Below are 26,455 nucleotides of genomic sequence, written 5' to 3'. Positions count from 1 at the left end.
TCGTTCCTTGCGTTCTCTTATATATAGTGTGGGCGTATGGCGGGTGTTTGGCGCGAATGTAACACGGCGGCGGACTAGTCGTGAGACGCCCGCGTAAACCGCCCGCCGGGCAGCGCGCTCACGTGTCCGGCCAGCTCGAGCCGCAGCAGCGTGGCCTGCAGAACCGCTTCGGTCATGTCGGTGCGTTGCGCGAGGATTTCAAGCGTGGCGGGGGCGTGGCCGAGTGCGGCAAGCAGTGCGCGGGCATCGGGCCCGAGCGGCGCGGCGGGTGCGCGCCTCGCTTCGCCTGGCGGCCGTGGCTGGGCGGCATCTTGTGCCAGGCGGGGAGGCGGCGCTTCGAATTCGAGCGGAAGCGTCATTGCGCATGCCGGACTTCGCTCACGGGGCGCAGCGGGACGCCGCGCACGCGGTGCCGGCTGCGTGAACCGCAGCGCCTCGAGCACTTCCTCCGGCGTCTCGACCAGTTGCGCCCCTTCTTTGATCAGCCGATGGCACCCGCGCGAAAGCGGCGCGTGGACCGAACCGGGCAGGGCGAACACATCGCGTCCCATTTCGTTGGCGAGCCGCGCGGTGATGAGCGAGCCCGAGCGCATGGCGGCCTCGACCACGATGACCCCCTCCACGAGCGCCGCGATCACACGGTTGCGCTGCGGGAAATTCGCCGAGCGCGCGGGCGTGCCGAGCGGCCATTCGGTGGCGAGCACGCCGCGCGCGGCGATCTGGGTCGCGAGCGCGTGATGCGCGGCGGGATAGACGAGGTCGGCGCCCGTGCCCGTGATGGCGACGGTGCCGCCGGGTTCGTCCAGCGCGCCCCGGTGCGCCGCGCCATCCACGCCGAGTGCGAGGCCCGAGACGACTGTCACGCCAGCCGAGGCGAGCGTGCGAGCGAAGCGCGTGGCGTCTTCGAGCGCTTGCGGCGTGGCGCTGCGGCTGCCCACCACGGCGACGCTGCGCGCATGCAGCAGATCGAGCCGCCCTTTCACGTAGAGAAGCGGCGGCGGGTCGGGCATGGTCAGGAGGCGCGGCGGATAGGCGGGATCGGCGAGCGTGACGAGCGCGTTGCCGGGCAGCGCGCACCAGGCGGCCACGGCCGCGACTTGCTGCGCAAAGTTCGCTGCGGGCGGCGCCAGCACGGCGTGGGCCGCTTCGTAGCCCGCAGCGGCCGCGAGCGACTCGAACGGCTGCGCGAGCACATGCTGCGGCAACCCGAAGGCGCCTAGCAGGGCGCGCAGCGCTGCCGGCTTCAGGCCCCGCGCGTTCGCGAGGCGCAGCCAGGCGCTGAGTTCGTCGGCCCCGAGCGGCAAGGTGGCGTGCATCGGCGATTCTCCATCGACGGGCGAACCGTGGCCCGTCGTGTTAAAATTTTCACCATCCGAAATTCATTTGCGACGCTGTGACGCATCGTCACGGCGTGCTGCGGGCGTCGCGCCTTTTGCGGGATTTCGTGCCGATTCCGTTCGCGCAGTGGCAGAACGGGCGCGAGCAGTGCTTGCGAGGCCGACGCCGACGGCGTGTTGATTCCGGTCATTTCGTTCGTATCTGTCCGACTATCTTCTGTATTCCGCAAGGGGCGCACCAGTTGGCCGAACGGCCAGTTCGCGCGCTTGCCGCGCTTGCTGCCTTTGTCGCGCGGTCCGCGGCGCCCAACCAGGAACCTGACAAACCATGGCTCTACTGAACATTCTTCATTACCCGGACAAGCGCCTGCACAAGGTCGCCAAGCCCGTCGAGGTGGTCAACGACCGCATCCGCAAGCTCGTCGCCGACATGGCCGAGACCATGTACGCGGCGCCCGGCGTGGGCCTTGCCGCGACCCAGATCGACGTGCACGAGCGTGTCGTGGTGATCGACGTCTCCGACGCGCACGACGAACTGCGCGTGTTCATCAACCCGGAAATCGTCTGGGCGAGCAACGAACGCGAAGTGCACGAAGAGGGCTGCCTCTCGGTGCCGGGCATCTACGACAACGTCGAGCGCGCGGAGAAGGTGCGCGTGCGGGCGCTCAACGAGAAGGGCGAGACTTACGAGGTGGACTGCGAAGGGCTGCTCGCCGTCTGCATCCAGCACGAAATGGATCACCTGATGGGCAAGGTGTTTGTCGAGTACCTCTCGCCGCTCAAGCAGACTCGCATCAAGAGCAAGATGAAGAAGCTCGAGCACGCGATGTAAGTCTCGCGCGCCGCGTCGCTCCCTTCTTCACTTGCCGATCTTTTAGCGCCCATGAGCCATTCTCTTCGCGTGATTTTTGCCGGTACGCCGGAATTCGCCGCCGCGGCGCTCGCCGCGATCCACGAGGCGGGATTTGCCGTGCCGCTCGTGCTGACCCAGCCCGACCGTCCCGCCGGACGCGGGATGAAGCTCCAGGCGAGCCCGGTCAAGCGCTACGCGCAGGAGCACGGCATTGCCGTGGCGCAGCCGCCTTCGCTGCGGCGCGCGGGCAAGTATCCGGAAGAGGCGGCGGCGGCGCTGGACCTGCTGCGCGCGACGCCGCACGATGTGATGGTGGTTGCCGCCTACGGCCTGATCCTTCCGCAGGAAGTGCTCGACATTCCGCCGCACGGCTGTATCAACATCCACGGGTCGATTCTGCCGCGCTGGCGCGGCGCGGCGCCTATCCACCGGGCGATCGAGGCCGGCGATGCCGAGACCGGCATCACGCTCATGCAGATGGACGCGGGCCTCGACACCGGCCCGATGATCTCGGAAGTGCGCACGCCCATCGCGTCCACGGACACGACCGCGACGCTGCACGACCGCCTCGCGGCGCTGGGCGCGCAGCTCGTGGTGGAGGGGCTGACCCAGCTCGAGCGCGACGGCGCGTTGCCTGTCACGCCGCAGCCCGCCGACGGCGTCACCTATGCCGAGAAGATCGGCAAGCAGGAGGCCGCGCTCGACTTCCGCCGTTCCGCTGTGGCGCTCGCACGGCAGGTTCGCGCGTTCGACCCGTTCCCGGGCGGCGCGGCCACGCTGGACGGCGCGCTGCTCAAGCTGTGGTCCGCCGAACCGGCCGATGGCGTGAACGTGTCCGCTGACGCTGCGCCGGGCCAGATTCTCGACGTCTCGCCCGCGGGCGTCGTGGTGGCGTGCGGCGAGGGCGCCTTGCGCGTGACGCAACTGCAGAAGCCCGGCGGCAAGCGTCTGCCGGCGCGCGAATTCCTCGCTGGCATGCCGCTCACGGCCGGCCAGCGCTTCACGCTGACCGACGCCGGCGCAGCATAAGCACCGCATCAGGCGATTCCTGGCCTCGCCTGTCGAGCATCCAGCCTCGCGGCGAGGCAACGCACATACCGCTGCGCGCGTTAGAATTTGGAGGATTCGGCGAGGCGGCTGCACAGGGCGGCTCGATCCCTTTTTCCGAGTCGCTTTTGCAGGAAACGTCATGCTTGGCATCACTCATTTCGGCTTCTTTCTCGTCGCCGTCTTTCTCCTGAACGTCACGCCGGGCCCCGATACGGCCTATATCGTCGGCCGCAGTGTCGCGCAAGGCCGCAGTGCCGGGCTCGTGTCCGCGCTGGGCATTTCCGCGGGCTGCTGTGTGCACGCGCTGGCCTGCGCGTTCGGGCTGACCGCGCTGCTCGCGGCCTCGGCCACGGCGTTCACGGTCATCAAGCTCGTGGGCGCGTGCTACCTCGTGTACCTCGGCGTGCGCCTGATCTTCGCGAAACAACAAGCCCAGGCCAGTGCAGCCGAGACGGCGGAATCCGCCGCGCGCGCCAGCGCGCCGCGCCCGTTGCGCCAGCTCTTCCTCTCGGGTTTCTGGACCAACGTGCTCAACCCGAAAGTCGTACTGTTCTTCGTGTCGTTCTTCCCGCAGTTCGTGAGCGTGACGAGCCCGCACAAGGTGTTCGCGTTTCTCGCGCTCGGTGTCGTGTTCGTCGTCATGAGCACGATCTGGAACAGCTTCGTCGCGTGGATTGCAGGGAGCGTGACGCAGCGCTTCTCCGGCAAGCCGGGCATCAAGAAATGGCTCGACCGCACGGTGGGCTCGGCGTTCGTCGGCCTTGGCGTGAGGTTGGCCACCGCCACGCGCTGAGATTGAATTTTTCAGATCCGTCCGTATCTAACAAATCGCTTACAATGCGCTCGCCGCCCCACCGCTCAATGATGGCCGGGGCCCGTGGCGGGCGTTCAACGATTTGATCCCTGATGGGTGAAGGAGCACAGCACATGTTCAACTGGGTCAAGACCGCGATGTTGATGGCCGCGATTACGGCCCTTTTCATCGTGATTGGCGGCATGATCGGCGGGCATCGCGGCATGATGCTGGCGCTGATGTTCGCGCTCGCCATGAACTTCTTCTCGTACTGGTTCTCGGACAAGATGGTCTTGCGCATGTACAACGCGCAGGAAGTGGACGAGACCACGGCGCCGCAGTTCTACCGCATGGTCCGCGAGCTGGCCACGCGCGCGAACATTCCGATGCCGCGCGTCTACCTGATCAACGAAGACGCACCGAACGCGTTCGCCACGGGCCGCAACCCCGAGCACGCGGCGGTGGCGGCCACCACGGGCATCCTGCGCGTGCTCTCCGAGCGCGAGATGCGAGGCGTGATGGCCCACGAGCTCGCGCACGTGAAGCACCGCGACATCCTCATTTCGACGATCTCGGCCACCATGGCCGGCGCGATCTCGGCGCTCGCCAATTTCGCGATGTTCTTCGGCGGCCGCGACGAGAACGGCCGCCCCGCCAACCTCATCGCCAGCATTGCCGTGGCGCTGCTCGCACCGATCGCCGGCGCGCTGATCCAGATGGCCATCTCGCGCTCGCGCGAGTTCGAGGCCGATCGCGGCGGCGCGCAGATTTCGGGCGATCCGCAGGCGCTGGCTTCGGCGCTCGACAAGATCCATCGCTACGCGCAGGGCATTCCGTTCCCGGCCGCCGAGCAGCATCCGGCCACGGCGCAGATGATGATCATGAATCCGCTCGCGGGCGGCGGGATCGCGAACCTCTTCTCGACGCACCCCGCCACCGAAGAGCGCATCGCGCGTCTTATGGAGATGGCGCGCACTGGCCGCTTCGACTGAAGCAGCGCGGCACGCATGCGAAGGGCAGACCTGCGGGTTTGCCCTTTTTTATTGGCGCGAGCCAGGTGAGATGCGGGCGCCGTCAGCGCGCGTCGATTGCGCCGGGCGAGCAGCGTTGCGCCCACGCCACGCTACAATGGCTCGCTTGTGGTTTGCTTTTGCATCCGTTTTTGTACGCGCGTTTGTACGATACGCCGCGCCTTGCCGCGGCCCGCTTCCGGTTTTTCCATGACATCGAGCTCCTCCCGCCGCCCGTCCGGCGCATCCTCTTCCGGTCAGCCTCGCACCAGGCGTGCAGGGCAACCCGCATCGGCGGCGCGCCGGGCTGGGCCGCGTCAGACGGGGCAGCATCAGAGCGCGCAACACCAGGCCGTCCATCTGGCCCCCGACTCGCTCGGCTTCGCGCTCGACCAGGCGGCGCATGCCGTGGCCGCGGTGCGCGCGGGCGCGGCGCTGCCGGCGGCGCTCACGAGTGCTTTCGCCGCGCTTCCGCACGAAATGGCGGCAACGGCGCGAGGCGCCGTGCAGGACATCGCGTATCGCACGATGCGGCGCCTCGGCATCGTGGACTGGCTGATCAAGCAGCGCGTGAGCAAGGCCCCGCCGCCGCCCGTGACGAACCTGCTCGCGTGCGCGCTGGCGCTGCTCGTCGACGACGAGGCGCACGCCGCCTACACGCCGTTTACCGTCGTCGACCAGGCCGTGCGCGCGATCGGTGCGCGCCGCGACGTGGCCTTTGCGAAGGGCCTCGTGAACGCGGTGCTGCGCGGCTTCCTGCGCGAGCGCGAGAGTGCGCTCGCCGCTGCGCAGGCCAATGAGGTCGCGCGCTGGAACTATCCGCAATGGTGGATCGACGCGGTTCGCCGCGCGTGGCCCGATCGCTGGCAGGCGATTCTCGAAGTGGGCAACACCCAGGGGCCGCTCACGCTGCGCGTGAACGCGCGCCGCACGAACGTCGCCGACTATCTGCAGCGCCTGGGCGAGGAACACATCGCCGCGACGCAGATCGGCGAGCACGCCGTGCGACTCGCCGCGCCGCTGCCCGTTGATCGCATTCCGGGCTTCATGGCCGGCGATGTCTCGGTGCAGGACGCGGGCGCGCAAATCGCGGCGCAAATCATGGGCGTGCGCGACGGCATGCGCGTGCTCGACGCGTGCGCGGCGCCCGGCGGCAAGAGCGGCCATCTGCTCGAACTCGCCGACATCGACCTGATCGCGCTGGAAAGCGATGCCACGCGCGCAGCGCGCATCGGCGAGAACTTCGAGCGTCTCGGCTTTGCGGCCGATCAAGTGGATGACGAAGCGCAGCATCCCGCGCGGCATGCGCGCGTCGTGATCGGCGACGCGGGTGCGCCTGAGAGCTGGTTCGAAGGCGAGCTGTTCGACCGCATCCTCGCGGACGTGCCGTGCTCGGCCTCGGGCATCGTGCGCCGTCATCCCGACATTCGCTGGCTGCGCCGTCAAACCGATATCGAGGCCCTGGTGCAGGAACAGCGCCGCATCGTCGATGCGCTGTGGGCGCTCGTGAAGCCAGGCGGCGAGCTGCTTTACGTGACGTGCTCGATCTTCCCCGAAGAAGGCGAGGCGCAGGCGAGCTGGTTTGAAAGCACCCACGCGGATGCGGTACGATTGGACGCGCCGGGGCAACTGTTGCCCGCGGCCGACGGCGCGCCGGCCGGGGGGCCTGACTACGGCGCAGCCAGCGTGGCGCGGCCGGATGCCGATGTGCAGCACGACGCCCGCCCCGTTCCCGATCGCACCGCAGATCACGACGGCTTCTTCTACGCGCGCTTTCAGAAACGGTGACCATCAAACGCTTCTTCCCGCTACGCTTCGCGGTCCTGATCTGGATCGCGCTGGCTTTCGGCTTCATGGCCGTCACGCCGGCGCGCGCCGATTCGATCTCGGTGCAGCGGGCCTCGCTGCAGGCGGACGGCTCGGGCTGGAGCCTCGACGCCCGCTTCGACTTCGACCTGAACAGCAGCCTGGAAGACGCGGTCAACAAGGGCATTCCGCTCTACTTCACCACCGACTTCGAGCTCACGCGCCCGCGCTGGTACTGGTTCGACGAGCAGCCCGTGAGCGTCTCGCAAAGCATCCGCCTCTCGTTCCAGCCGCTTACGCGCGAGTATCGCGTGTCGAGCGGCGGGCTGCAGCTCGGCTTCTCGACGCTCGCGGATGCGCTCGCCGTCATCAAGCACGTCACGTCGTGGCACGTGATCGATGGCAAGGAGGTGCATCCGGGCGAGACCTATACGGCGTCCGTGCGCATGCAGCTCGACGTCGCGCTCATGCCCAAGCCCTTCCAGATCGACGCGGTCAACAACCGCGACTGGAACCTCGCTTCCGACTGGAAGCGCTTTAACTTCACGGTGACCGAACGTGCTAAATAAAGTGCGCCGCGCCACCAGTGTCAGCAGCATCGTCGTCAGGCTGCTCGTTTCCACCGTCGCGTTCACCGCGACGCTGCTGCTCGTGCTGCTTGCCGCCGCGAGCGCGAATACCGAGTTCTTCGACCGCTACTACGGCTGGCTCTATGCGGCCAACATCGTCGTCGCGCTGATCTTCCTCTCGGTGGTGACGGCGCTCGTGATCGTGATTGTCGTGCGGCTGCGGCGCGGCAAGTTCGGCACGCGCTTGCTGGCCAAGCTCGCGTTCTTCTTCGCGCTCGTGGGCGTGGTGCCGGGCGGCATCATCTACATCGTCTCGTATCAGTTCGTCTCGCGCTCGATCGAGTCGTGGTTCGACGTGAACGTGGAGACCGCGCTCACGGCAGGTCTGAATCTCGGGCGCGGCATGCTCGACGCTTCGCTTTCCGACCTGCAAACCAAGGCCCGCCTGATGGCCGAGCAGATTGCGAACGGCGAGGCCGCGGGCACCACGCTCACGCTCTTGCGCGCGCGCGACCAGTTCGGCGTGCAGGACGCCACCATCGTCGAGCCGGTGCGCAGCATGTCGGGCGCGGCGCCGGACATGCACGTGGTCGCGCAGGCGTCGAGCAACTTCTCCTCGCTGATGCCGGCCGATCTGCCGACGCCGCTGATGATCGATCAGGCGCGCGGGCGCGGCTACGCGGCGATCGAAGGCGAAGTCGACGGGGACCCGCATCTGCATGGCCCGAAGGGGGCGCTGCGCCTGCGTGTCGTCACGCGCATTCCCGATGCGAACACAACCGACCTGCAGCCCGCCGAACGCTTCCTGCAACTGGAACAGCCGGTGCCGGCCGCGCTCGCGCGCAACGCCGACGCCGTGCAGCGCGCCTACCGCGAGTATCAGGAGAAAGCGCTGGGCCGCACGGGCTTGCGCAAGATGTACATCGGCACGCTCACGCTCGCGCTGTTTCTCGCGACCTTCGTCGCGATGATGCTGGCGCTCGCGCTCGGCAACCAGTTGGCGAGGCCCCTGTTCCTGCTCGCGCAGGGCACGAAGGAAGTGACCGAGGGCGACTACACGCCCAAGCGAGAGATCAAGTCGCGCGACGAGCTGGGCTTCCTCACGCAGTCGTTCAACGCGATGACGCGCCAGCTCTCCGAAGCGCGCCAGGCCGTGGAGAAGAACCGCGTCGCGCTCGAACATTCGAAGGCGTATCTCGAGAGCATTCTCGCGAACCTCACGGCCGGCGTGTTCGTGTTCGATCGCCAGTTCCGGCTGACGACGGCCAACCCGGGCGCCGAGCGCATCTTCCGCCACCCGTTCCAAACGCAGCTCGGCCTGCCGATCGATCACGTGGCGGCGCTCGGCGATTTCGCGGCGATGGTGCGCAAGGCGTTCGCCGACCAGGAGGCCTCGCGCACGGATCGCGATAGCGGCGAGGTGGACCATGGCCACTGGCAGCAGCAGTTCTCGGTGCCGGTGGCGGGCGAAACCGACCCACTCACGCTGCTCGTGCGCGGCGCGCGCCTCGTCTCCGACACGGGCCGCGACGCCGGTGACATGCAGACCTCGGGCTACGTGGTCGTGTTCGACGACATCTCCGACGTGATCTCGGCGCAGCGCTCGGTCGCGTGGGGCGAAGTCGCACGGCGTCTCGCGCACGAGATCAAGAATCCGCTCACGCCGATTCAGCTGTCCGCCGAGCGCCTGCAGATGAAGCTCACCGACAAGCTCGCGCCCTCGGACGCCGAAGTGCTCAAGCGCGGTGCGACCACCATCGTCAATCAGGTCGCGGCGATGAAGCAGATGGTCGACAACTTCCGTGATTACGCGCGCACGCCGCCGGCGGTGCTCGCGAGCCTGCAGTTGAACGACCTCGTGAGCGAGGTGCTCACGCTCTACGGCGCGGAGGAAGGCAAGAGCACGATCAAGGTCGAGCTCTCCACGCTGCCGGTCATCCGGGGCGATGCGACGCAGCTGCGCCAGGTCATTCACAACCTCTTGCAGAATGCGCAGGACGCGGTGGCCGACGTCGAGACGCCACGCGTAACGCTGGAGACGCGGGCCGTAGAATACGGCGATCCGGACGCGGACGGTCACACGCGCGTGGCGGTGCGTCTCACGGTGTCGGACAACGGGTCCGGGTTCCCGGCGCGCATTCTCACGCGCGCGTTCGAACCCTACGTGACGACCAAGTCCAAAGGAACAGGACTCGGGCTTGCGATGGTCAAGAAGATCATCGACGAGCACGGCGCGCGCATCGACATTCGCAATCGCATGAAAGCGGGCGATGTGATCGAAGGCGCGCAGATCTCGATTCTCTTTCTCCAGCTGGCGGACGACACCAGCCCGAACGCCACCGCCGCGACACGCGGTCATGGCTCGGCGGGCCGCGCGGCAACGGAGCAAGGATCAAAAGCAACAGTGCAGACAAGGGCAGCGTAAATGGCAACCATCCTGGTGGTAGACGATGAAATGGGCATCCGGGAATTGCTCTCGGAGATCCTCAGCGACGAAGGACACGTCGTGGAGCTCGCGGAAGACGCGCAGGAAGCGCGCGCGTTCCGTCAGCGTCAGGTGCCGGACCTGGTGCTGCTCGATATCTGGATGCCGGACACCGATGGCGTCACGCTGCTCAAGGAATGGGCCGCGCAGGGCGAACTGACGATGCCCGTCATCATGATGTCGGGGCATGCGACCATCGACACGGCCGTTGAGGCGACCAAGATCGGCGCGCTCAACTTCCTCGAAAAACCGATCGCGCTGCAAAAGCTTCTTAAGGCGGTCGAGCAGGGGCTCGCGCGCGGCACCGCCGCGCCGGTGCCGGCAGGCGGCGCGCCCGGTGGCGCGAAGCCTTCGGCAGGCGGGCCGGCCGTGGTGGCGTCGGCGGCGGCGCTACCGGTGCTGGGCGCCGACGGCGCGCAGGGCGGGGCAACTGCGGCAGGGGTGGCGTCGATCTCGTTCGACATCCCGCTGCGCGACGCGCGCGACGCGTTCGAGCGTGCCTACTTCGAGTACCACCTCGCACGCGAGAACGGCAGCATGACGCGCGTGGCCGAGAAGACCGGCCTCGAGCGCACGCACCTGTACCGCAAGCTCAAGCAACTCGGCGTGGACCTCGGCAAGAGCAAGGGCGAATGAAGTAACTTTTTTGCGAAAGCCCTTGCGCGGCTCCGTCAGGCCCGCTATACTCCTCTTTCTTCGTTGGCCCGGTAGCTCAGTTGGTAGAGCAGCGGATTGAAAATCCGCGTGTCGGTGGTTCGATTCCGCCCCAGGCCACCAGAATGCAGCCCCAGGAGATCGTACGATTCCTGGGGCTTTTTCGTTGTCTGGTTGGTTTCGCGGTGTTGTTGTCCCCTGTTCGGGCATCGTTCGCAGTGAAGATGCAGTCGAGCGCCAGGCGCGACCCATGCGGTCGGGATATCAGCGGTATAAAGTGGCGCCGATATCCACAAAAAAGCTGCGCCCTATACTGCATTGGCCGGCAAATGTCAGATCAGGCCGGTCCGTGCGGCGGGTTTCCAGGGCTTGCGACCGCGCGGAACCTCTCAACACGGAGTTTCACGGTGACTCGAACAGAACCCAGGAACGGCGCACTCGTGCTGTTTTCCGGCGGCCAGGACTCGGCTACGTGCCTTGCATGGGCGCTCGACCGCTACGACACCGTCGAGACGCTCGGCTTCGATTATGGCCAGCGTCATCGCGTCGAACTGGAATGCCGTGACGGCTTTCGCGCGGCCATCGCGCAGGCGTTCCCCGCGTGGGGCGAGCGTCTCGGCGACGATCACATGATCGATCTCGCCGTGCTCGGCTCGATCAGCGACACGGCCATGACGCGCGAAATCGAGATCGAAACGGCGGCAAGCGGCTTGCCGAACACCTTCGTGCCGGGCCGCAACCTGATGTTCATGCAGATCGCCGCGGCGATCGCCTACCGGCGCGGGCTCAAGTTCCTCGTGGGCGGCATGTGCGAGACTGACTTCTCGGGCTATCCCGACTGCCGCGACGACACCATGAAGGCGCTGCAAGTCACGCTCAATCTGGGCATGGACAGCCGCTTCGTGATCGAAACGCCGCTCATGTGGCTCGACAAGGCCGACACATGGCGCCTTGCAGAAACGCTCGGCGGCGAAGCACTCGTCGAGCTGGTGCGCGTGGAAACGCATACGTGCTACGTGGGCGAGCGCGCCGAGCTTCACGAGTGGGGCTTCGGCTGCGGCGAGTGCCCGGCGTGCAAGCTGCGCAAGCGCGGCTACGAAGCGTACCTGGCGGGCGAGAAGGTGACGGAAGCGCCGGTCTGAAGCCATGACGGGTGCGAGCCGCACGCAATGGCAGCGATGCCGCGTGACGGTACGAGCGGGGCCGCGCACGGGCGGCGCGCCTCGCGAACAGACGATCAGCGCCCGAAATAACCCGCTCCCCATGCGTCGACACGCGGGGAAAACGATCAGGCAGTCAGCATGACTTACGCGGTAAAGGAAATTTTCTACACGTTGCAGGGCGAAGGCGCAAATGCCGGGCGTCCGGCCGTGTTTTGCCGGTTCGCCGGCTGCAACTTGTGGTCGGGCCGCGAAGAAGATCGTGAAGCGGCGGTCTGCCGTTTTTGCGACACCGATTTCGTGGGCACCGATGGCGAGAACGGCGGCAAGTACCGCACGCCCGAGGAGCTCGTCGCGATGATCGCGTCGCTCTGGCCCGAAGGCGAAGGCAACCGCTTCGTCGTCTGCACGGGCGGCGAGCCGATGCTGCAGATCGACCAGCCGTTCGTCGACGCGCTGCACGCCGCCGGCTTCGAGATCGCCATCGAGACGAACGGCTCGCTGCCGGTGCTGGAAACGATCGACTGGATCTGCGTGAGCCCGAAGGCCGACGCGCCGCTCGTCGTCACCAAGGGCAACGAGCTGAAGGTCGTGGTCCCGCAGGACAACCAGCGCCTCGCCGACTATGCGAAGCTCGATTTCGAGTATTTCCTCGTCCAGCCGATGGACGGCCCGTCGCGCGACCTGAACACGAAACTCGCCATCGACTGGTGCAAGCGCCATCCGCAATGGCGCCTTTCGATGCAGACTCACAAGTACCTGAACATTCCCTGATTTTTGCTCCGAATAGTGCCGTGCTGACGATCACCCGAAAACTCGAATTCGACGCGGGCCACCGCATCCCCGACCACCGCAGCCAGTGCCGCAACCTGCACGGGCATCGCTACGTGCTCGAAATCACGCTGCAAGGCGACACCGTCGAGACGGAAGGCGCGCCCGACCGTGGCATGGTGATGGACTTCGCCGACGTGAAGGCGCTCGCGAACCAGCATCTCGTCGATCTCTGGGATCACGCGTTCGTCGTCTTCGAAGGCGACACGCAGGTGCGCGGTTTCCTCGAAACGCTGCCGGGCCACAAGACGGTCGTGATCGACCGCATCCCGACCGTGGAGAACCTCGCGGCCATCGCGTTCGAGATTCTTGCGAACGTCTACGACGCGCATTACGGCGTGAATCTGCAGCTGCACAAGGTGCGTCTGTACGAGACGCCGAACTGCTGGGCCGAAGTCACGCGCGACTGAGGTTCGATCGCGCCCCGCAAGCCCGGGTTTTCCACCCGGCCTGCGAACTTTTGTCGCGGTATGATCGCTCCGGCAAGGCCACGCATCCGACGCGCGGCCCAATAACACAACGGAGCGAGACATGCCGGATGCGGCGCTGCCGGGCCGCCAGGCCCGCGCGGGACGCGCGCGTCCCGCAGCCTCGCCGGGAGCACGGCGATGAGCACCTTCACCAATCCCCTCAAGGAACGCCTCAAGGAAGCCGAGCCGCTCTATGGCCTGTGGCTTTCGATGGGCAGCGAGACCGCCGCCGAGGCGCTCGCGCATGCCGGTTTCGACTGGCTGCTGATCGACATGGAGCACACGCCCAACGACAGCGGCGACGTCATCGCGCAACTGCGCGCCATCGCGGCGGCACATTTGCCGACCGAGCCCGTCGTGCGCCTGCCGGCCAACGAGCCGTGGTTCGTCAAGCGCGTGCTCGACGCGGGCGTGCGCACGGTGATGTTCCCCAACGTGGCGTCCGCCGACGAAGCCGCCCGCGCGGTGAGCTACACCCAATATCCCGATGCGAATATGCCGAACGGCCAGCGCGGCGTTGCGGGTGTGGTGCGCGCGGCCGCCTATGGCATGCGGCGCGATTATCTGCATGGCGCGAACGCGCAAATCGCCTCGATCGTGCAGATCGAATCGGCGGCGGCGCTGGCCGAGGTCGAGAAGATCGCGGCCGTGCCGGGCGTCGATTGCCTCTTCGTCGGGCCCGCCGATCTGGCCGCGAGCCTCGGCCATCTCGGCGATTCGAAGCACCCCGATGTCGCTGCCGCGATGACGCGCATCGTTGCCGCCGCGCGCGCGGCGGGCGTGGCGGCAGGCATCTTTGCGATGGATGCCGCGCAGGCGAAGCAGTATCGCGAGATGGGCTTTAACTTCGTTGCGCTGGCCGCCGATGTCATCTGGCTCATGCGTGCGACCCGCCAGGCGCTGCAGGAGGCAAGGTCATGAGGCGTCCGAAAGTGTTGCTGGCGCAACTTGCCCGCGTGGCGATGACGGCTTGTGTCGCCGGCGCGGCGCTTGGCGCGAGCGGTTTCGCGGCTGCGGCAGGCGCCGCTGGGGCGGCCAGCGCCGCGCCGGCCACCGCGCCCACGCCCGTTGCGGATGCGAAGTCCGATCCGCAGACGGCCAATGCCGTGGCCGACTACAACGCCGGCAACCTTGCCGCTGCGCGCGCCGGATTCCAGGCCGCCGCCGCACGCGGCAACCGGCTGGCGGAGTTCAACTACGCGATGATGCTGGTCAACGGCGAAGGCGGCGCCGCCGACGTGGGCGAGGGCCGCAAATGGCTGCGCAAGGCCGCCGACGCGAACATGTCACACGCGCAGTACGTGTACGGCAAGATGTACGACGACGGCGACTTCGTCGAGCGGGATCCCGCAGAGGCGCATCAGTGGTTCCTGAAGGCCGCGAAGCAGGGCCACGTGCAGGCCGAGCTTGCGCTCGCGAACCAGTATCTCGACGGACGCGGCACGTCGCGCGACAACAAGCAGGCGTTCTACTGGTACAAGAAGGCCGCGGAAGGCGGCGACATGACGGCGCAGTACGTGACCGGCTCGTTCTACGAGCGCGGCGGCGACGGCGTGCCGAAGAACCTGAACGTCGCGCGCGCCTACTATGCGGCAGCGGCTGCGCAGGGCGATCCGGTTGCGCGGCTCAAGTATCAGCAGTTGAGCACGCAACTGATGAAGTCGGCGCCGCAATAGACATAGTGGACACGACGATCATCGATTTCACATAGCGATCCCGGAAATGTAAATGCGCCGTGTAAGACGGCGCATTTCATCGGGAGCTTTGCGAGGCAGCACACGCCATGTCTTGCGGTCACGTGTGCATCAATTTTTCAGAGGCATACTCTGAAGCAATAGCGCTTGCCGCAATTCGGCGAAGAAATTCGAGATTCCCTGCGCACAACACGCCAAAAAATACTATTGCGACTAATTCGATGGCGACAATCAGTGCGCAAACTGGATTGGCGGCGATAACGGAACAGTAAAATAATCGCGATATCTGATCGAAATGATGTGATCTGGGCAATTCGATTTCATCAATTTCGGTAGCCGTTTTTTTGCTATTCCTCGATATCATCAAGCGAATGCCTGATAGCGGTAAAACAAAGATGGCGGAAAATACCAGAGCTCCGTTATATGCATTATCCAGGCAAAAGCGAATATACTCGCGATCAAATACCGTCAACCCGGGCGACATGGATAGTCTCTCGCCTTCTCTCGCAAGCTTCAATCTGTATGGCTGTACCGCTATTGCCAGGCGCAATACAAAGAAAAGATATGTCGCAACCAGCATCAGTATCGAACTGGTCCAGAGCAAAATCCTGAGTGCTTCGCTCATTTTGCATCCTCCACTCTAGGTTGTGCGTCCTCCGTCAGCGGCTTTTCTCGTGACTCCCGCCTCTCCAGCGTAAACGCATCCTTAAGACGGTCAAGTGGCGAAATTATGCATCTTGAAATTATTGCCAACATGAGAACTGCCGCTGCGATAGTCACCGACATGGTTAGAATGAACTCAAGCGGTTTATCACTAGCAAAATCTACAAGCCGGATCGCTGCGTGCCCATTGTCGCGCCATACGCCATAACATCCTCGATTTGACTTGCGGCTCAGTTACAATGCTGCGAATAGTAGCAACCGCCTTATCTCGCAACACTCCGCAAATCAAGTCAATCGTGCGATGACTGAATATCGCTCAGCTCTTGACGGGAAATCCTACCACTCATTTCTTCAAATTTATCGTCCTACAGACAAAATTGACGATTCTCTGTCGGGCATGGAAGCTACGCGATTCCAGCCGAATTGAAGTGGCGACCATCAACAAACATTATCAGCTGCCTATGCGATGCATAGGCCATACGCTGGCAGTCGTCGAAATTCTCTCGCTTTGGCGGTGCGCGCAGGACGCGCAGGGGTTATTGCCTAGCTCTGCATGAGCCGCTTTTGCCGCCCGACGCTCATGATCAGCCCGATGGCGACGCCGAGCGTCGTGAGCGCGGTGCCGCCATAGCTCATGAACGGCAGCGGCACGCCCACCACGGGCAGGATGCCGCTCACCATGCCGATGTTCACGAACGCGTAGGTGAAGAACGCCATCGTGAGCGAGCCGGCCAATAATCGCCCGAACAGTGTCGCGCCGTTGGCGGCGATATAGAGTCCGCGCGCGATCAGGCACATGTAGAGCGTGAGCAGCACGATCCCGCCGGCCATGCCGAACTCCTCCGAGAACACCGCGAAAATGAAGTCGGTGTGCTTTTCGGGGATGAACTCCAGATGCGATTGCGTGCCCTTGAGCCAGCCCTTGCCGAGCGGGCCGCCCGAGCCGATCGCGATCACCGCCTGAATCGTGTGGAAGCCCTTGCCGAGCGGGTCGGAGGTGGGGTCGAGCAGCGTGCAGATGCGGTGCTTCTGGTAGTCGTGCATGAGCGGCCAGTTCACCTGCGGCTGGCAAATCCTGTCCTGGAACGCGGCGATCGACGCCACGGCGATGACGCAGGCAATCAGCACGGGCACGATCAGCTTGAACGAGAGCCCCGCGAAATAGATCACGAAAAAGCCCGCGGCGAACACGAGCACGGCGGTACCGAGGTCCGGCTGCTTGGCGATCAGGGCCACCGGCACGAGCAGGATTACGAAGCCGACCACGAAGTCGTACCAGCGCATCACGCCTTCGCGGCGCTGGTAGTACCACGCGAGCATCAGCGGCGTGGCGATCTTGAGAATCTCGGAGGGCTGGATCACGACACCCACGTTGATCCAGCGCTTGGCGCCCTTGCGCGTGAGGCCGAATAGCGCGACCGCTATCAGCATCGCGATGCCGAACGTGTAGACCGGCACGGCGAAGCGCATCAGCGTGGTGGGCGGCACGTTGGCGAGCGCCCACATCAGCACGAAGGTGAGCATGATGTTGCGCAGCTGGTCTTCGACGCGGCCCGGCATGTCGAGGGTCGCGCTGTAGAGCGTGACGATGCCCACGCACAACAGCAGGAACACCGCGAGCGCGAGCGGGCGGTCGAAGCCCTTGAACATCTTGCGCAGCGCCTCGAGGGCGGCGCGCTTGTCGATCTTGTCGAACTGGAAGAAAGGCATGGGAATTCCTTACTCGTCGATGCCGCCCGTGGCGGGCTTGGGCGGCGGCGCGAGCGTGGCCGCTTCGGGCGCGCTGGCGGGGCGGCGCGGGCGATGCGGACCGGGGCCGAAATGGCGTTGCAGCGCGGTCGCGGCGGGCCGCTGCGCCGGCGCGTCACCGTCGGTGGCCGCGGCGTCCGATGCGCTGGCCGACGTGCCGCCGTTCACGGCATCGGTGCCCTTGGGCGCTTCGGGCGTGACCGGTTGCGCGGGCGCCTGACGCGTTTTTGCGCCGGCGCTGGCGGATTTGGCCGCAGCGGTAGCGGCAGCGGCCGGCACCTTGCCCGGTGCCGACATGGCGGGAGCGCCCGAAGTCGCCGATGCCGCCGAAGCTGCTTCAGCCGCCGATGCCGCGGCAGCAGCCGAAGCGGCTTCAGCGGCCGAAGCCGCGCCCGGTATCGGCAGCGGGGTGAAGCCCGCGGCAACCTTGACCGGCAGCGTCGCGGTGCTTTCCGAGGCGGCCTGCGAGGCGGCCTGCGGCGCACCGCCGATCGTGGGCGTCGAAGCGTCCTGCGTGGCCGAGGCCGCCTGGGCCACGGCTGCCTGCTCGACGCCGGGCTTCAGGCGGTCGATGAGCCAGTAGTCGAGCACGCGGCGTGCGATCGGGCCGGCCGCCTGCGCGCCCCAGCCGCCGTTCTCGACGACCAGCGCGACAGCGATCTGCGGCTTGTCGGCGGGCGCGAACGCGATGAAGAGGGCGTGGTCGCGCAGATGCTCGGCCAGCGCGTGCGCCTGATACTTGGCGCCCTGCAGCGAGAACACCTGCGCCGTGCCGGTCTTGCCCGCCGAGGTGTAGGGCGCGTTGCGGAACACCTGGTACGCCGTGCCCGATGGATTCATCGTCACGTTTTCCATGCCGCGCTTCACGACGTCGATATCGGACTGCTTCACGTTCAGGCGCCCGCTTTCGCTCGGCACGGTGAGCTGCTGCGCCTTCGTGATCGGATTCTCGATTTCCTTCACGAGGTGCGGCTTCATGAGAATGCCGTTATCGGCGAGCGTGGCCGTGGCGTGCGCGAGCTGCAGGATCGTGAACGAGTTGTAGCCCTGGCCGATGCCGAGACTGATCGTCTCGCCCTCGTACCACTTCTGCTGCTCGGGCTTGCGATAGGCCTTGCGCTTCCACTCGGTGGACGGCAGGATGCCGCGCGCCTCGCCCGCAATGTCGATGCCGGTGAGCTGACCGAAGCCGAGCGGCTTCATGAAGTTCGCGATGTTGTCCACGCCCAGGTCGTGCGCGAGCATGAAGAAGTAGGTGTCGTTCGACACCATGATCGCCTTGTTCATGTCGATCCAGCCCTGGCCGGAGCGCACGTCGTTGTTGAAGCGGTGGCCGCCGAACATGTAGTAGCCGGGGTCGGAGAAGCCCCAGCTCGGCGTGCGCTTGTGCAGCGTGAGCGCGGCGAGCGCCATGAACGGCTTGTAGGTCGAGCCCGGCGGATAGGTGCCGTGCAGCGGCCGGTTCAGCAGCGGGTGATCGGGCGAATTGTTCAGCGCGTCCCAGGTCTGCTGGTCGATGCCGTCCACGAAAGAGTTCGGGTCGAAGCTCGGCGCCGAGACGAACGCGAGAATGTCGCCCGTCGAGGGCTCGATCGCCACGAGCGCGCCGCGCTTGCCCGCGAAGGCCTGCTCGGCCACCTGCTGCAGGCCGATGTCGAGCGAGAGCACGAGATTGTTGCCGGGCGTGGCCTGGGTGCGCTTGAGCGTGCGCACGGGGCGCCCGCCCGCCGTCACTTCGACTTCCTCGAAGCCGGTCAGGCCGTGCAGCTCGGTTTCGTAGCTCTGCTCGACGCCGATCTTGCCGATGTAGTCGGTGCCCTTGTAGTTGTTTGCATCGAGGCGCGGATCGTAATGCTCGGGATCGCTCTCGTTCTTGTCGCTTTCGTCGTCGATGCGATCCTGGTCGCGCTGCGAGATGCGGCCGATATAGCCGATCACGTGCGCGGCCGTGGTGCCGAGCGGGTACTGGCGGAACAGGCGCGCGCGCACCTCCACGCCGGGGAAGCGAAAGCGCTGCGCGGTGAAGCGCGCGACTTCGTCGTCGGTCAGGCGCGTGCGGATCGGCAGGCTCTCGAAGTTCTTCGAGTCCTCGAGCAGCTTCTTGAAGCGGCGGCGGTCGCGCTGATCGATCGGGATCACCGTCGAGAGCTGGTCGATCGTGTTGTCAAGCGTGTCGGTGAGCTTCGAGGGCGTGATTTCGAGCGTGTACGCCGAGTAGTTCTTCGCGAGCACGACGCCGTTGCGGTCGGTGATGATGCCGCGGTTCGGCACGATTGGCGCGACCGAGATGCGGTTTTCGTCGGCTTGCAGCGAGTATTTGCTGTGGTTCCAGACCTGCAGAAAGAGGAACCGGAACGCGATCAGCCCGAAGCAGACGAACACGAACAGTCCCGCCGCCGCGACGCGCAGGCGGAACTTCGTGAGCTGCTGCTGGGTGTCCTTGAATTCGGTCATGCGGGGAGAGCACCGGGGCCCGCGCCTCGCTCAGGCGCTGCGGCGGGCCGGTAGAAAGGGAGGGTCATCGGTTGCGTCTTTCAACGGTGAGCGGCGCGCGGCCGCTCAGATGGGCCGGGTGTCGTCGGGGTCGACGGGGCGGCGCTGCGGCAGCAGCAGCACAATGCTGGTGATCGGCCAGAGCACGGCTTCCACGAAGCCGCTGACCAGATAGCCCCAGCCGGGGAACGGCGCGCCCATCAACAGGCGAACCACGAACGGCACGACCTGCGCGCCGACGAGCATCGGCGTGACGGCGAACATCTGCACGCCGAGCGACATCCACAGCACGCGGCGGTGAATCGTGATCGCGCCATACGAGAGCATCGTGTAGGCGAGCGCGTGCTCGCCGAGCAGGTTGGCGTTGTGCACGTCCATCAGGAGGCCGAGGCAGAACGCGATGCCCATGCCGACCTTGCGCGGCTGATGGATGTTCCAGAACAGCAGCACGAGCGCGACGAAGTCCGGAATGCCCGGCAGCTTGCCCCACGGCAGCAGGTTCAGCAAAAACGCTGCCGCGAGGCTGAACGCGATGAAATACGGATTGACCGGCTGCAGGATGTATTGCGGACGCGTCATCAGTGGCCCCCCTGCGGCTTGGCGGGCGCGGCGGCCGGGGCCTTCGCCGCGGTGTTGGCCGGGGCCTTCGCTGCGGCATTGGCCGGCGCGTTCGCAGCCGGCTTGGCAGCGGCAGACTTCGATTTGTCGTCGGCCTTCTTGTCCGCAGCCGCAGCCTTGGCGGGCTTTTTCTTCTTCGCGTCCTTGGCGTCGGCGGCCGCAGCGGCGGAAGCGGCTTCGGCAGCCTCGACCGGATTCGGCGGCACTTGCGCCACGAAATGCAGCACCAGCACCTCGCGCGCACCGCGCACCGCCGCGAGCGGCACGCAGATCACGCGTGCGAACGCCGTGTCGGCCTGCTTGTCGATGCGCAGCACCTTCGCGACCGGCAGCCCTTGCGGATAAATACCGTCGAGGCCGCTCGTCACGAGCTCGTCGCCAACTTGCACGTCGGCGCTGATCGGCACGAAGCGCAGATCGAGCAAGTCGCCCTTTGGCGTGCCGTAGATCACGCTGCGCAGCCCGGTGCGCACGATCTCGACCGGTACGGCCTGGTCCTTGTCGGTCACGAGCGTGACTTCGGACTGCATCGGGAACACGCGCGTGACCTGGCCGATCACGCCGTCTTCGCTCAGCACAGGCGAGCCGTTCTGCACGCCTTGTTGCGAGCCGCCGCCGATCACGACCTTCTGCGTGAACGGGTCGCGCGTGTCGTACTGGATCTCGGCGGGCGTGGTCTGCGCGCCGATGCGTTGCGAAAGTTGCAGCAGCGAGCGCAGATGCGCGTTTTCGGCCGCGAGCGAGGCGGCCTCATTGGCTTGCTGCGAGAGCTGGAGGTTGCGCGCGTGCAGTTTTGCGTTGTCCTGGCGCAACGAGGCGCTCGTGACGGCGAGGTCGGCTGCGCCCATGAAGAGGTCGCGCGGCACGAGGGCGGCGCGTTGCAGCGGATAGAGACCTGCGCCTAGCACGCCGCGCACGACTTCGAGCGTCTTGAAGCGGGCGTCGGAGACGAGCAGCGCGAGCGACAGAACGACGAAGAAGATGAGCCGTGCGAGTGCCGAAGGGCCTTGCTTGAATAGAGGCGGCGGACTGTATTCCATGGTCGGCGCCGGGCGCGTATGCGGTTCGGTGAAACTAACGATGAAACGTGAAATGCAACAGCGGCGCCGGGATGGGCGCCGCATTGCGGACCGTGCGGCAGCGGGCGTGCCGCCGCCGCCAAGTGTGCGTCAATTGCGTTGCCCTTGCGCGCAGCGCGGCACGGTGCACTTACTCGTACGAGAAGATGCTGCCGAGCTTGTCCATGCGCTCGAGCGCCATGCCCGAACCGCGCACGACGCAGGTGAGCGGATCTTCGGCCACCAGCACCGGCAGGCCGGTTTCTTCGGCCAGCAGGCGGTCGAGGTCGCGCAGCAGCGCGCCGCCGCCCGTGAGCATCATGCCGCGCTCGGCGATGTCGGCGCCCAGTTCCGGCGGGGTTTGCTCGAGGGCGATCTTCACCGACGAGACGATCTGGTTCAGTGGGTCGGTGAGCGCTTCGAGGATTTCGTTGCTGGAAATGGTGAAGCTGCGCGGAATGCCTTCCGAGAGGTTGCGGCCCTTGACTTCCATTTCCTTGACTTCGGAGCCGGGGAACGCCGAGCCGATTTCCTTCTTGATGGCTTCGGCGGTTTGCTCGCCGATCAGCATGCCGTAGTTGCGGCGGATGTAGTTGACGATGGCCTCGTCGAACTTGTCGCCGCCCACGCGCACCGAGCCCTTGTAGACGATGCCGCCGAGCGAGATCACGCCCACTTCGGTCGTGCCGCCGCCGATGTCGACGACCATCGAGCCGGTGGCTTCCGAGACCGGCAGGCCCGCGCCGATGGCGGCGGCCATGGGTTCTTCGATCAGATAGACCTGCGAGGCGCCGGCGCCGTGCGCGGCTTCCTTGATCGCGCGGCGCTCGACCTGGGTGGAGCCGCACGGCACGCAGATGATGATGCGCGGCGACGGCGAGAACATGCGCGATTCGTGTGCAGTCTTGATGAACTGCTTGATCATCTGTTCCGTCACGGTGAAGTCGGCGATCACGCCGTCCTTCATCGGGCGGATGGCTTCGATGTTGCCCGGCACCTTGCCGAGCATCTGCTTGGCTTCCTTGCCGACTGCCTGGATCGTCTTCTTGCCGTTCGGGCCGCCTTCCTGGCGGATGGAGACGACCGAGGGTTCGTCGAGGACGATGCCCTTGCCGCGCATGTAGATCAGGGTGTTGGCGGTGCCGAGGTCGATCGCGAGATCGTTGGAGAAATAGCTACGAAGAAAACCGAACATTCAAAAATCCTGTCTCGCTGGTGGCCGACCATGGGACGAGCGGGTCACGGGGCGGCAGCGGAAAAAATAACAGCCTCAGGACGGGCGGAAAGCGCCGCCGCGAGGAGCCTGAAACTGCGGGAATGGTTACCGGAGTCGGCCACGCTGAGTGCCATCTGAGCGCACATTGCTGCGATCAGGGGTGAAAGGCGGGCGCAAGGCGGTCCGGGTTTGAGTCGAACGCGTAATGATACCTTATAATTTTGCCTGTTTTGCAGGATCCGGATGGCAGTTTTTGACTTCGTCGAGGCTTTCCTCCATCCCCGGATCCGGAGCGATAAATCGCTGTTGCAGCACCGTTTTTTCCGCGCTGCCCCAGCCTCAATTTTTTCCGGTGACCGCATGGCCCTGACCCTGACCGATGTGAAGCGCATCGCGCATCTCGCGCGCCTCGAACTGGCCGAAGCCGAAGCCGGCAATACGCTCGAGCGCCTGAATAACTTCTTCGGGCTCGTCGAGCAGATGCAGGCCGTGGACACCACGGGCATCGCGCCGCTCGCGCATCCGATCGAGCAGATCGAAGACGTCGCGCTGCGACTGCGCGAGGACGCGGTGACCGAAACCGTGGACCGCGACGCCTTTCAGCGTCCCGCGCCCGCGGTACAGGACGGACTTTACCTCGTGCCGCGCGTAATTGAGTAAACACGCACGCATTTCCCGTCATTTTCGATGAAGTTCGAGTTAGATAACCTTAACTTCCGGAATGCGGAAACCCGAATCCGGCGCGGCGCGGCCCGCAATCGCGCGCGAGGCGCTCCCGGCGGCGCACGATGTGGTGGGCGCGCCGTTACGTTCTTCCAGGAATCACGCAATGCATGACAAAAGCTTGACCGAACTGCGCGCCGCACTGGCCGCGAAGGCATGCTCCGCCGTCGAACTGGCCCAGCATTATTTGGGTCGGATTGAGGCGCATCAAGATTTGAACGCCTTCGTCGACGTCAATCCCGAATTGACGCTCGCGCAGGCCAAGGCCGCCGACGCGCTCCTCGCGAGCGGCAACGCGGGCCCGCTCGCTGGCATCCCGCTCGCGCACAAGGACGTGTTCGTCACGCGCGGCTGGCGCTCGACTGCCGGCTCGAAGATGCTCGCGAACTATGTGAGCCCGTTCGACGCCACCGTCGTGGCGCGCCTCGAACGCGCGGGCATGGTCTGCCTCGGCAAGACCAACATGGACGAATTCGCGATGGGCTCGTCCAACGAGAACTCGCACTTCGGCGCCGTGAAGAACCCGTGGGACAAGCAGGCGGTGCCGGGCGGCTCGTCGGGCGGCTCGGCCGCGGCCGTGGCCGCGCGCCTCGCGCCCGCCGCGACCGGCACCGACACGGGCGGCTCGATCCGTCAGCCCGCCTCGTTCTCGGGCATCACCGGCATCAAGCCCACCTACGGTCGCGTCTCGCGCTACGGCATGATCGCGTTCGCCTCGTCGCTCGACCAGGGCGGCCCGATGGCGCAAAGCGCCGCCGACTGCGCGCTGCTCCTGAACGCGATGGCGGGCTTCGACGAGCGCGACTCCACGAGCCTCACGCGCGACGATGAAGACTATGCGCGCCACCTGGGTCAGACGTGGAGCGCGAGCGCCACCGCTGACAAGCCGCTCGCGGGCCTGCGCATCGGCTTGCCGAAGGAATACTTCGGCGCGGGCCTCGCCGACGACGTGCGCGCCGCCATCGACGCCGCCCTGAAGGTCTACGAATCGCTCGGCGCCACGCTGGTGGAAGTCACGCTGCCGAAGACCGAGCTTTCGATCCCCGTCTACTACGTGATCGCGCCGGCGGAAGCCTCGTCGAACCTCTCGCGCTTCGACGGCGTGCGCTACGGCCATCGCGCGGCCGAGTACACCGACCTGCTCGACATGTACAAGAAGTCACGCGCCGAGGGCTTCGGCCCCGAGGTGAAGCGCCGCATTCTCGTGGGCGCCTACGTGCTCTCGCACGGCTACTACGACGCCTACTACCTGCAGGCGCAGAAGATCCGCCGCATCATCGCGCAGGACTTCCAGGAAGCGTTCAAGCAGTGCGACGTCATCATGGGACCGGTCGCGCCGAGCGTGGCCTGGGACATCGGCGCGAAGGGCGACGATCCGCTGCAGATGTATCTCGCGGACATCTACACGCTCTCCACGAGCCTCGCGGGCCTGCCCGGCATGAGCGTGCCGTGCGGCTTCGGCGCGGGCGCGAACGCGCAGCGGCCCGTCGGTCTGCAGATCGTCGGCAACTATTTCAACGAGGCCCGCATGCTGCAGGTCGCCGACGCTTTCCAGCGCGCGACCGACTGGCATCGCAAGGCGCCGGCAGGGGTGTAAAGCATGACTACGCAATGGGAAGTCGTTATCGGTCTCGAGACGCACGCGCAGCTGTCGACGGCGTCGAAGATCTTCTCGGGCGCCTCGACGCAGTTCGGTGCAGCGCCCAACACGCAGGCCTGCCCCGTCGATCTCGCGTTGCCGGGCGTGCTGCCGGTGATGAACCGCGGCGCCGTCGAGCGCGCGATCCGCTTCGGTCTCGCGATCGACGCCACGGTCGCGCCGCGCAGCATCTTCGCGCGCAAGAATTACTTCTATCCGGATCTGCCGAAGGGCTATCAGATCAGCCAGTACGAGATTCCGGTCGTGCAGGGCGGGCAGATCACGATCCAGGTGCCGGCCAATGAGAAGGCCGGCAAGGACGCGTACGAGAAGACCATCAATCTCACGCGCGCGCACCTCGAAGAAGACGCGGGCAAGTCGCTGCACGAAGACTTCGCGGGCATGACCGGCATCGACCTGAACCGTGCCGGCACGCCGCTGCTCGAAATTGTCACGGAACCTGAAATGCGCAGCGCGGCGGAAGCCGTTGCGTATGCAAAGTCGCTGCACACGCTCGTCGTCTGGCTCGGCATTTGCGACGGCAACATGCAGGAAGGCTCGTTCCGCTGTGACGCGAACGTTTCGGTGCGCCCGGTCGGCCAGAAGGAATTCGGCACGCGCGCCGAGATCAAGAACCTGAACTCGTTCCGCTTCCTCGAAGAGGCGATCCAGTACGAAGTGCGCCGCCAGATCGAGCTGATCGAAGACGGCGGCACCGTCGTGCAGGAAACGCGCCTGTACGACCCGGACAAGCGCGAGACGCGCTCGATGCGCAGCAAGGAAGACGCGCACGATTACCGCTATTTCCCGGACCCGGACCTCATGCCGCTCGTGATCGACGCGGCGTGGATCGCGCGCGTGAAGGGCGAGATGCCCGAACTGCCCGCGACGATGCAGACGCGCTTCGTCGAGCAGTACGGCGTGACGCCGTACGATGCGAACGTGCTCACGTCGAGCAAGGCGATGGCGGCGTACTTCGAAGCGGTCGTCGCGAAGACGGGTGCCGCGCAGGCAAAGGCTGCCGCGAACTGGCTGATGGGCGAAGTGTCCTCGCAGTTGAACCGCGAAGGCCTCGATATCGACGCCTCGCCGGTGTCGGCCGCGCAGTTCGCGCTGCTGATCCAGCGCATCGCCGACGGCACGATCTCGAACAAGATCGCCAAGGAAGTGTTCCAGGCGATGTGGGACGAGAAGGCGGCCGACGAAGGTGCGGTGGACCGCATCATCGAAGCGAAGGGCCTCAAGCAGATTTCGGACACCGGCGCGCTCGAAGCGATCATCGACGAGGTGCTCGCGGCGAACCCGAAGTCGGTCGAGGAGTTCCGCGCCGGCAAGGAAAAGGCGTTCAACGCGCTGATCGGCCAGGCCATGAAAGCCACCAAGGGCAAGGCCAACCCGCAGCAGGTCAATGAGCTGCTGAAAAAGAAGCTGGGCTGATAGTCTTGTGATGAAGCGGGCGGCTCAAGGCTGTTCGCGCGCCAGGGCGGCGGCGCGCCATGTGTGCGACGCCGCTTTGTTTTTGGGTGCGGCGGCAGCGACGCGCGTGTCGGTACCGCAAGCGGCAAGCACGAACCACGAACCTTG

23 protein-coding genes and 1 tRNA gene are annotated in these 26,455 nt (G+C 65.9%); 17 read left to right on the top strand and 7 right to left on the bottom strand.

Features of this window, described 5'->3' with window-relative positions; translation table 11 throughout:
* Nucleotides 1–74 precede the first annotated feature (74 nt).
* On the bottom strand, nucleotides 75–1,316 hold the full coding sequence (gene dprA, locus E1956_RS02625) for a DNA-processing protein DprA (RefSeq protein ID WP_134747149.1): 1,242 nt from the start codon (nucleotides 1,314–1,316) through the stop codon (nucleotides 75–77).
* Between the two features lie 349 nt (nucleotides 1,317–1,665).
* Here dprA and def point away from each other — a divergent pair, with 349 nt between their 5' ends.
* The 14 genes from def to E1956_RS02555 all read left to right on the top strand — a co-directional run bounded on the left by def (nucleotide 1,666) and on the right by E1956_RS02555 (nucleotide 14,694).
* Complete coding sequence (def, locus tag E1956_RS02620; RefSeq protein WP_028221529.1) at nucleotides 1,666–2,169, top strand: peptide deformylase; 504 nt, start codon at nucleotides 1,666–1,668, stop codon at nucleotides 2,167–2,169.
* A 51-nt stretch (nucleotides 2,170–2,220) separates the two neighbouring features.
* On the top strand, nucleotides 2,221–3,219 hold the full coding sequence (gene fmt / locus E1956_RS02615) for a methionyl-tRNA formyltransferase (RefSeq protein WP_134747147.1): 999 nt from the start codon (nucleotides 2,221–2,223) through the stop codon (nucleotides 3,217–3,219).
* A gap of 160 nt (nucleotides 3,220–3,379) precedes the next feature.
* Nucleotides 3,380–4,033, top strand: coding sequence for a LysE family translocator (locus E1956_RS02610; RefSeq protein WP_134747144.1), 654 nt, complete (start codon nucleotides 3,380–3,382; stop codon nucleotides 4,031–4,033).
* A gap of 134 nt (nucleotides 4,034–4,167) precedes the next feature.
* Nucleotides 4,168–5,025, top strand: coding sequence for a zinc metalloprotease HtpX (gene htpX / locus E1956_RS02605; RefSeq protein WP_134747142.1), 858 nt, complete (start codon nucleotides 4,168–4,170; stop codon nucleotides 5,023–5,025).
* A gap of 228 nt (nucleotides 5,026–5,253) precedes the next feature.
* The gene (gene rsmB, locus E1956_RS02600; protein ID WP_134747140.1) at nucleotides 5,254–6,831 is read left to right on the top strand and encodes a 16S rRNA (cytosine(967)-C(5))-methyltransferase RsmB; all 1,578 of its coding nucleotides are present in this window, start codon (nucleotides 5,254–5,256) and stop codon (nucleotides 6,829–6,831) included.
* A complete protein-coding gene (locus E1956_RS02595; RefSeq protein WP_134747138.1) occupies nucleotides 6,828–7,418 on the top strand; it encodes a DUF4390 domain-containing protein in 591 nt (196 codons plus the stop codon). The genes rsmB and E1956_RS02595 overlap by 4 nt, the downstream gene beginning before the upstream one ends.
* Complete coding sequence (locus E1956_RS02590) at nucleotides 7,408–9,843, top strand: sensor histidine kinase (protein WP_134747136.1); 2,436 nt, start codon at nucleotides 7,408–7,410, stop codon at nucleotides 9,841–9,843. The genes E1956_RS02595 and E1956_RS02590 overlap by 11 nt, the downstream gene beginning before the upstream one ends.
* Nucleotides 9,844–10,539 carry a response regulator transcription factor EsaR gene (gene esaR, locus E1956_RS02585; protein WP_134747134.1) on the top strand — a complete coding sequence of 232 codons (696 nt, stop codon included), beginning with the start codon at nucleotides 9,844–9,846 and terminating at the stop codon, nucleotides 10,537–10,539.
* A 65-nt stretch (nucleotides 10,540–10,604) separates the two neighbouring features.
* Nucleotides 10,605–10,680 (top strand) — tRNA-Phe (locus E1956_RS02580).
* 284 nt (nucleotides 10,681–10,964) lie between these two features.
* Nucleotides 10,965–11,699 carry a 7-cyano-7-deazaguanine synthase QueC gene (gene queC / locus E1956_RS02575; protein ID WP_167759961.1) on the top strand — a complete coding sequence of 245 codons (735 nt, stop codon included), beginning with the start codon at nucleotides 10,965–10,967 and terminating at the stop codon, nucleotides 11,697–11,699.
* 159 nt (nucleotides 11,700–11,858) lie between these two features.
* Nucleotides 11,859–12,491 carry a 7-carboxy-7-deazaguanine synthase gene (gene queE / locus E1956_RS02570; RefSeq protein WP_134747130.1) on the top strand — a complete coding sequence of 211 codons (633 nt, stop codon included), beginning with the start codon at nucleotides 11,859–11,861 and terminating at the stop codon, nucleotides 12,489–12,491.
* 23 nt (nucleotides 12,492–12,514) lie between these two features.
* Nucleotides 12,515–12,958 carry a 6-carboxytetrahydropterin synthase QueD gene (gene queD / locus E1956_RS02565; protein ID WP_134750288.1) on the top strand — a complete coding sequence of 148 codons (444 nt, stop codon included), beginning with the start codon at nucleotides 12,515–12,517 and terminating at the stop codon, nucleotides 12,956–12,958.
* A 198-nt stretch (nucleotides 12,959–13,156) separates the two neighbouring features.
* Entirely contained in the window at nucleotides 13,157–13,939 is a 783-nt protein-coding gene (locus E1956_RS02560; RefSeq protein WP_028223621.1) for an HpcH/HpaI aldolase family protein, read from the top strand.
* A gap of 41 nt (nucleotides 13,940–13,980) precedes the next feature.
* Nucleotides 13,981–14,694: a tetratricopeptide repeat protein gene (locus E1956_RS02555; protein ID WP_134750285.1), complete on the top strand. Its 714-nt coding sequence runs from the start codon at nucleotides 13,981–13,983 to the stop codon at nucleotides 14,692–14,694.
* 118 nt (nucleotides 14,695–14,812) lie between these two features.
* Here E1956_RS02555 and E1956_RS02550 read toward each other — a convergent pair whose 3' ends face one another.
* From E1956_RS02550 to E1956_RS02525, 6 genes are all read right to left on the bottom strand, one after another.
* Nucleotides 14,813–15,337, bottom strand: a complete 525-nt coding sequence (locus E1956_RS02550) for a hypothetical protein (RefSeq protein WP_134747128.1) — start codon at nucleotides 15,335–15,337, stop codon at nucleotides 14,813–14,815.
* A 581-nt stretch (nucleotides 15,338–15,918) separates the two neighbouring features.
* The gene (gene rodA, locus E1956_RS02545; protein ID WP_134747126.1) at nucleotides 15,919–17,085 is read right to left on the bottom strand and encodes a rod shape-determining protein RodA; all 1,167 of its coding nucleotides are present in this window, start codon (nucleotides 17,083–17,085) and stop codon (nucleotides 15,919–15,921) included.
* Between the two features lie 9 nt (nucleotides 17,086–17,094).
* Entirely contained in the window at nucleotides 17,095–19,578 is a 2,484-nt protein-coding gene (mrdA, locus tag E1956_RS02540; protein WP_134747124.1) for a penicillin-binding protein 2, read from the bottom strand.
* A gap of 105 nt (nucleotides 19,579–19,683) precedes the next feature.
* Nucleotides 19,684–20,196 carry a rod shape-determining protein MreD gene (mreD, locus tag E1956_RS02535; protein WP_134747122.1) on the bottom strand — a complete coding sequence of 171 codons (513 nt, stop codon included), beginning with the start codon at nucleotides 20,194–20,196 and terminating at the stop codon, nucleotides 19,684–19,686.
* Nucleotides 20,196–21,275 (bottom strand): rod shape-determining protein MreC, encoded by a 1,080-nt coding sequence (gene mreC, locus E1956_RS02530; RefSeq protein ID WP_134747121.1) that lies wholly within the window; start codon nucleotides 21,273–21,275, stop codon nucleotides 20,196–20,198. The genes mreD and mreC overlap by 1 nt, the downstream gene beginning before the upstream one ends.
* A 169-nt stretch (nucleotides 21,276–21,444) precedes the next feature.
* A complete protein-coding gene (locus tag E1956_RS02525; RefSeq protein WP_004189550.1) occupies nucleotides 21,445–22,488 on the bottom strand; it encodes a rod shape-determining protein in 1,044 nt (347 codons plus the stop codon).
* 381 nt (nucleotides 22,489–22,869) lie between these two features.
* On the opposite strand from E1956_RS02525, the gene gatC reads away from it, so the two are divergent.
* The 3 genes from gatC to gatB all read left to right on the top strand — a co-directional run bounded on the left by gatC (nucleotide 22,870) and on the right by gatB (nucleotide 26,308).
* Nucleotides 22,870–23,169, top strand: coding sequence for an Asp-tRNA(Asn)/Glu-tRNA(Gln) amidotransferase subunit GatC (gatC, locus tag E1956_RS02520; RefSeq protein WP_028217261.1), 300 nt, complete (start codon nucleotides 22,870–22,872; stop codon nucleotides 23,167–23,169).
* A 169-nt stretch (nucleotides 23,170–23,338) separates the two neighbouring features.
* Nucleotides 23,339–24,829, top strand: a complete 1,491-nt coding sequence (gene gatA, locus E1956_RS02515; protein ID WP_134747119.1) for an Asp-tRNA(Asn)/Glu-tRNA(Gln) amidotransferase subunit GatA — start codon at nucleotides 23,339–23,341, stop codon at nucleotides 24,827–24,829.
* A gap of 3 nt (nucleotides 24,830–24,832) precedes the next feature.
* Nucleotides 24,833–26,308 (top strand): Asp-tRNA(Asn)/Glu-tRNA(Gln) amidotransferase subunit GatB, encoded by a 1,476-nt coding sequence (gene gatB, locus E1956_RS02510; RefSeq protein ID WP_134747117.1) that lies wholly within the window; start codon nucleotides 24,833–24,835, stop codon nucleotides 26,306–26,308.
* Nucleotides 26,309–26,455: the final 147 nt, after the last annotated feature.

Origin of the sequence: Paraburkholderia pallida (assembly GCF_004524855.1) — a bacterium.
Taxonomy (GTDB): Bacteria; Pseudomonadota; Gammaproteobacteria; order Burkholderiales; family Burkholderiaceae; genus Paraburkholderia; species Paraburkholderia oxyphila.
Note: the sequence above shows the minus strand (reverse complement) of the source record. Positions and strands in the feature narration are given on the sequence as shown.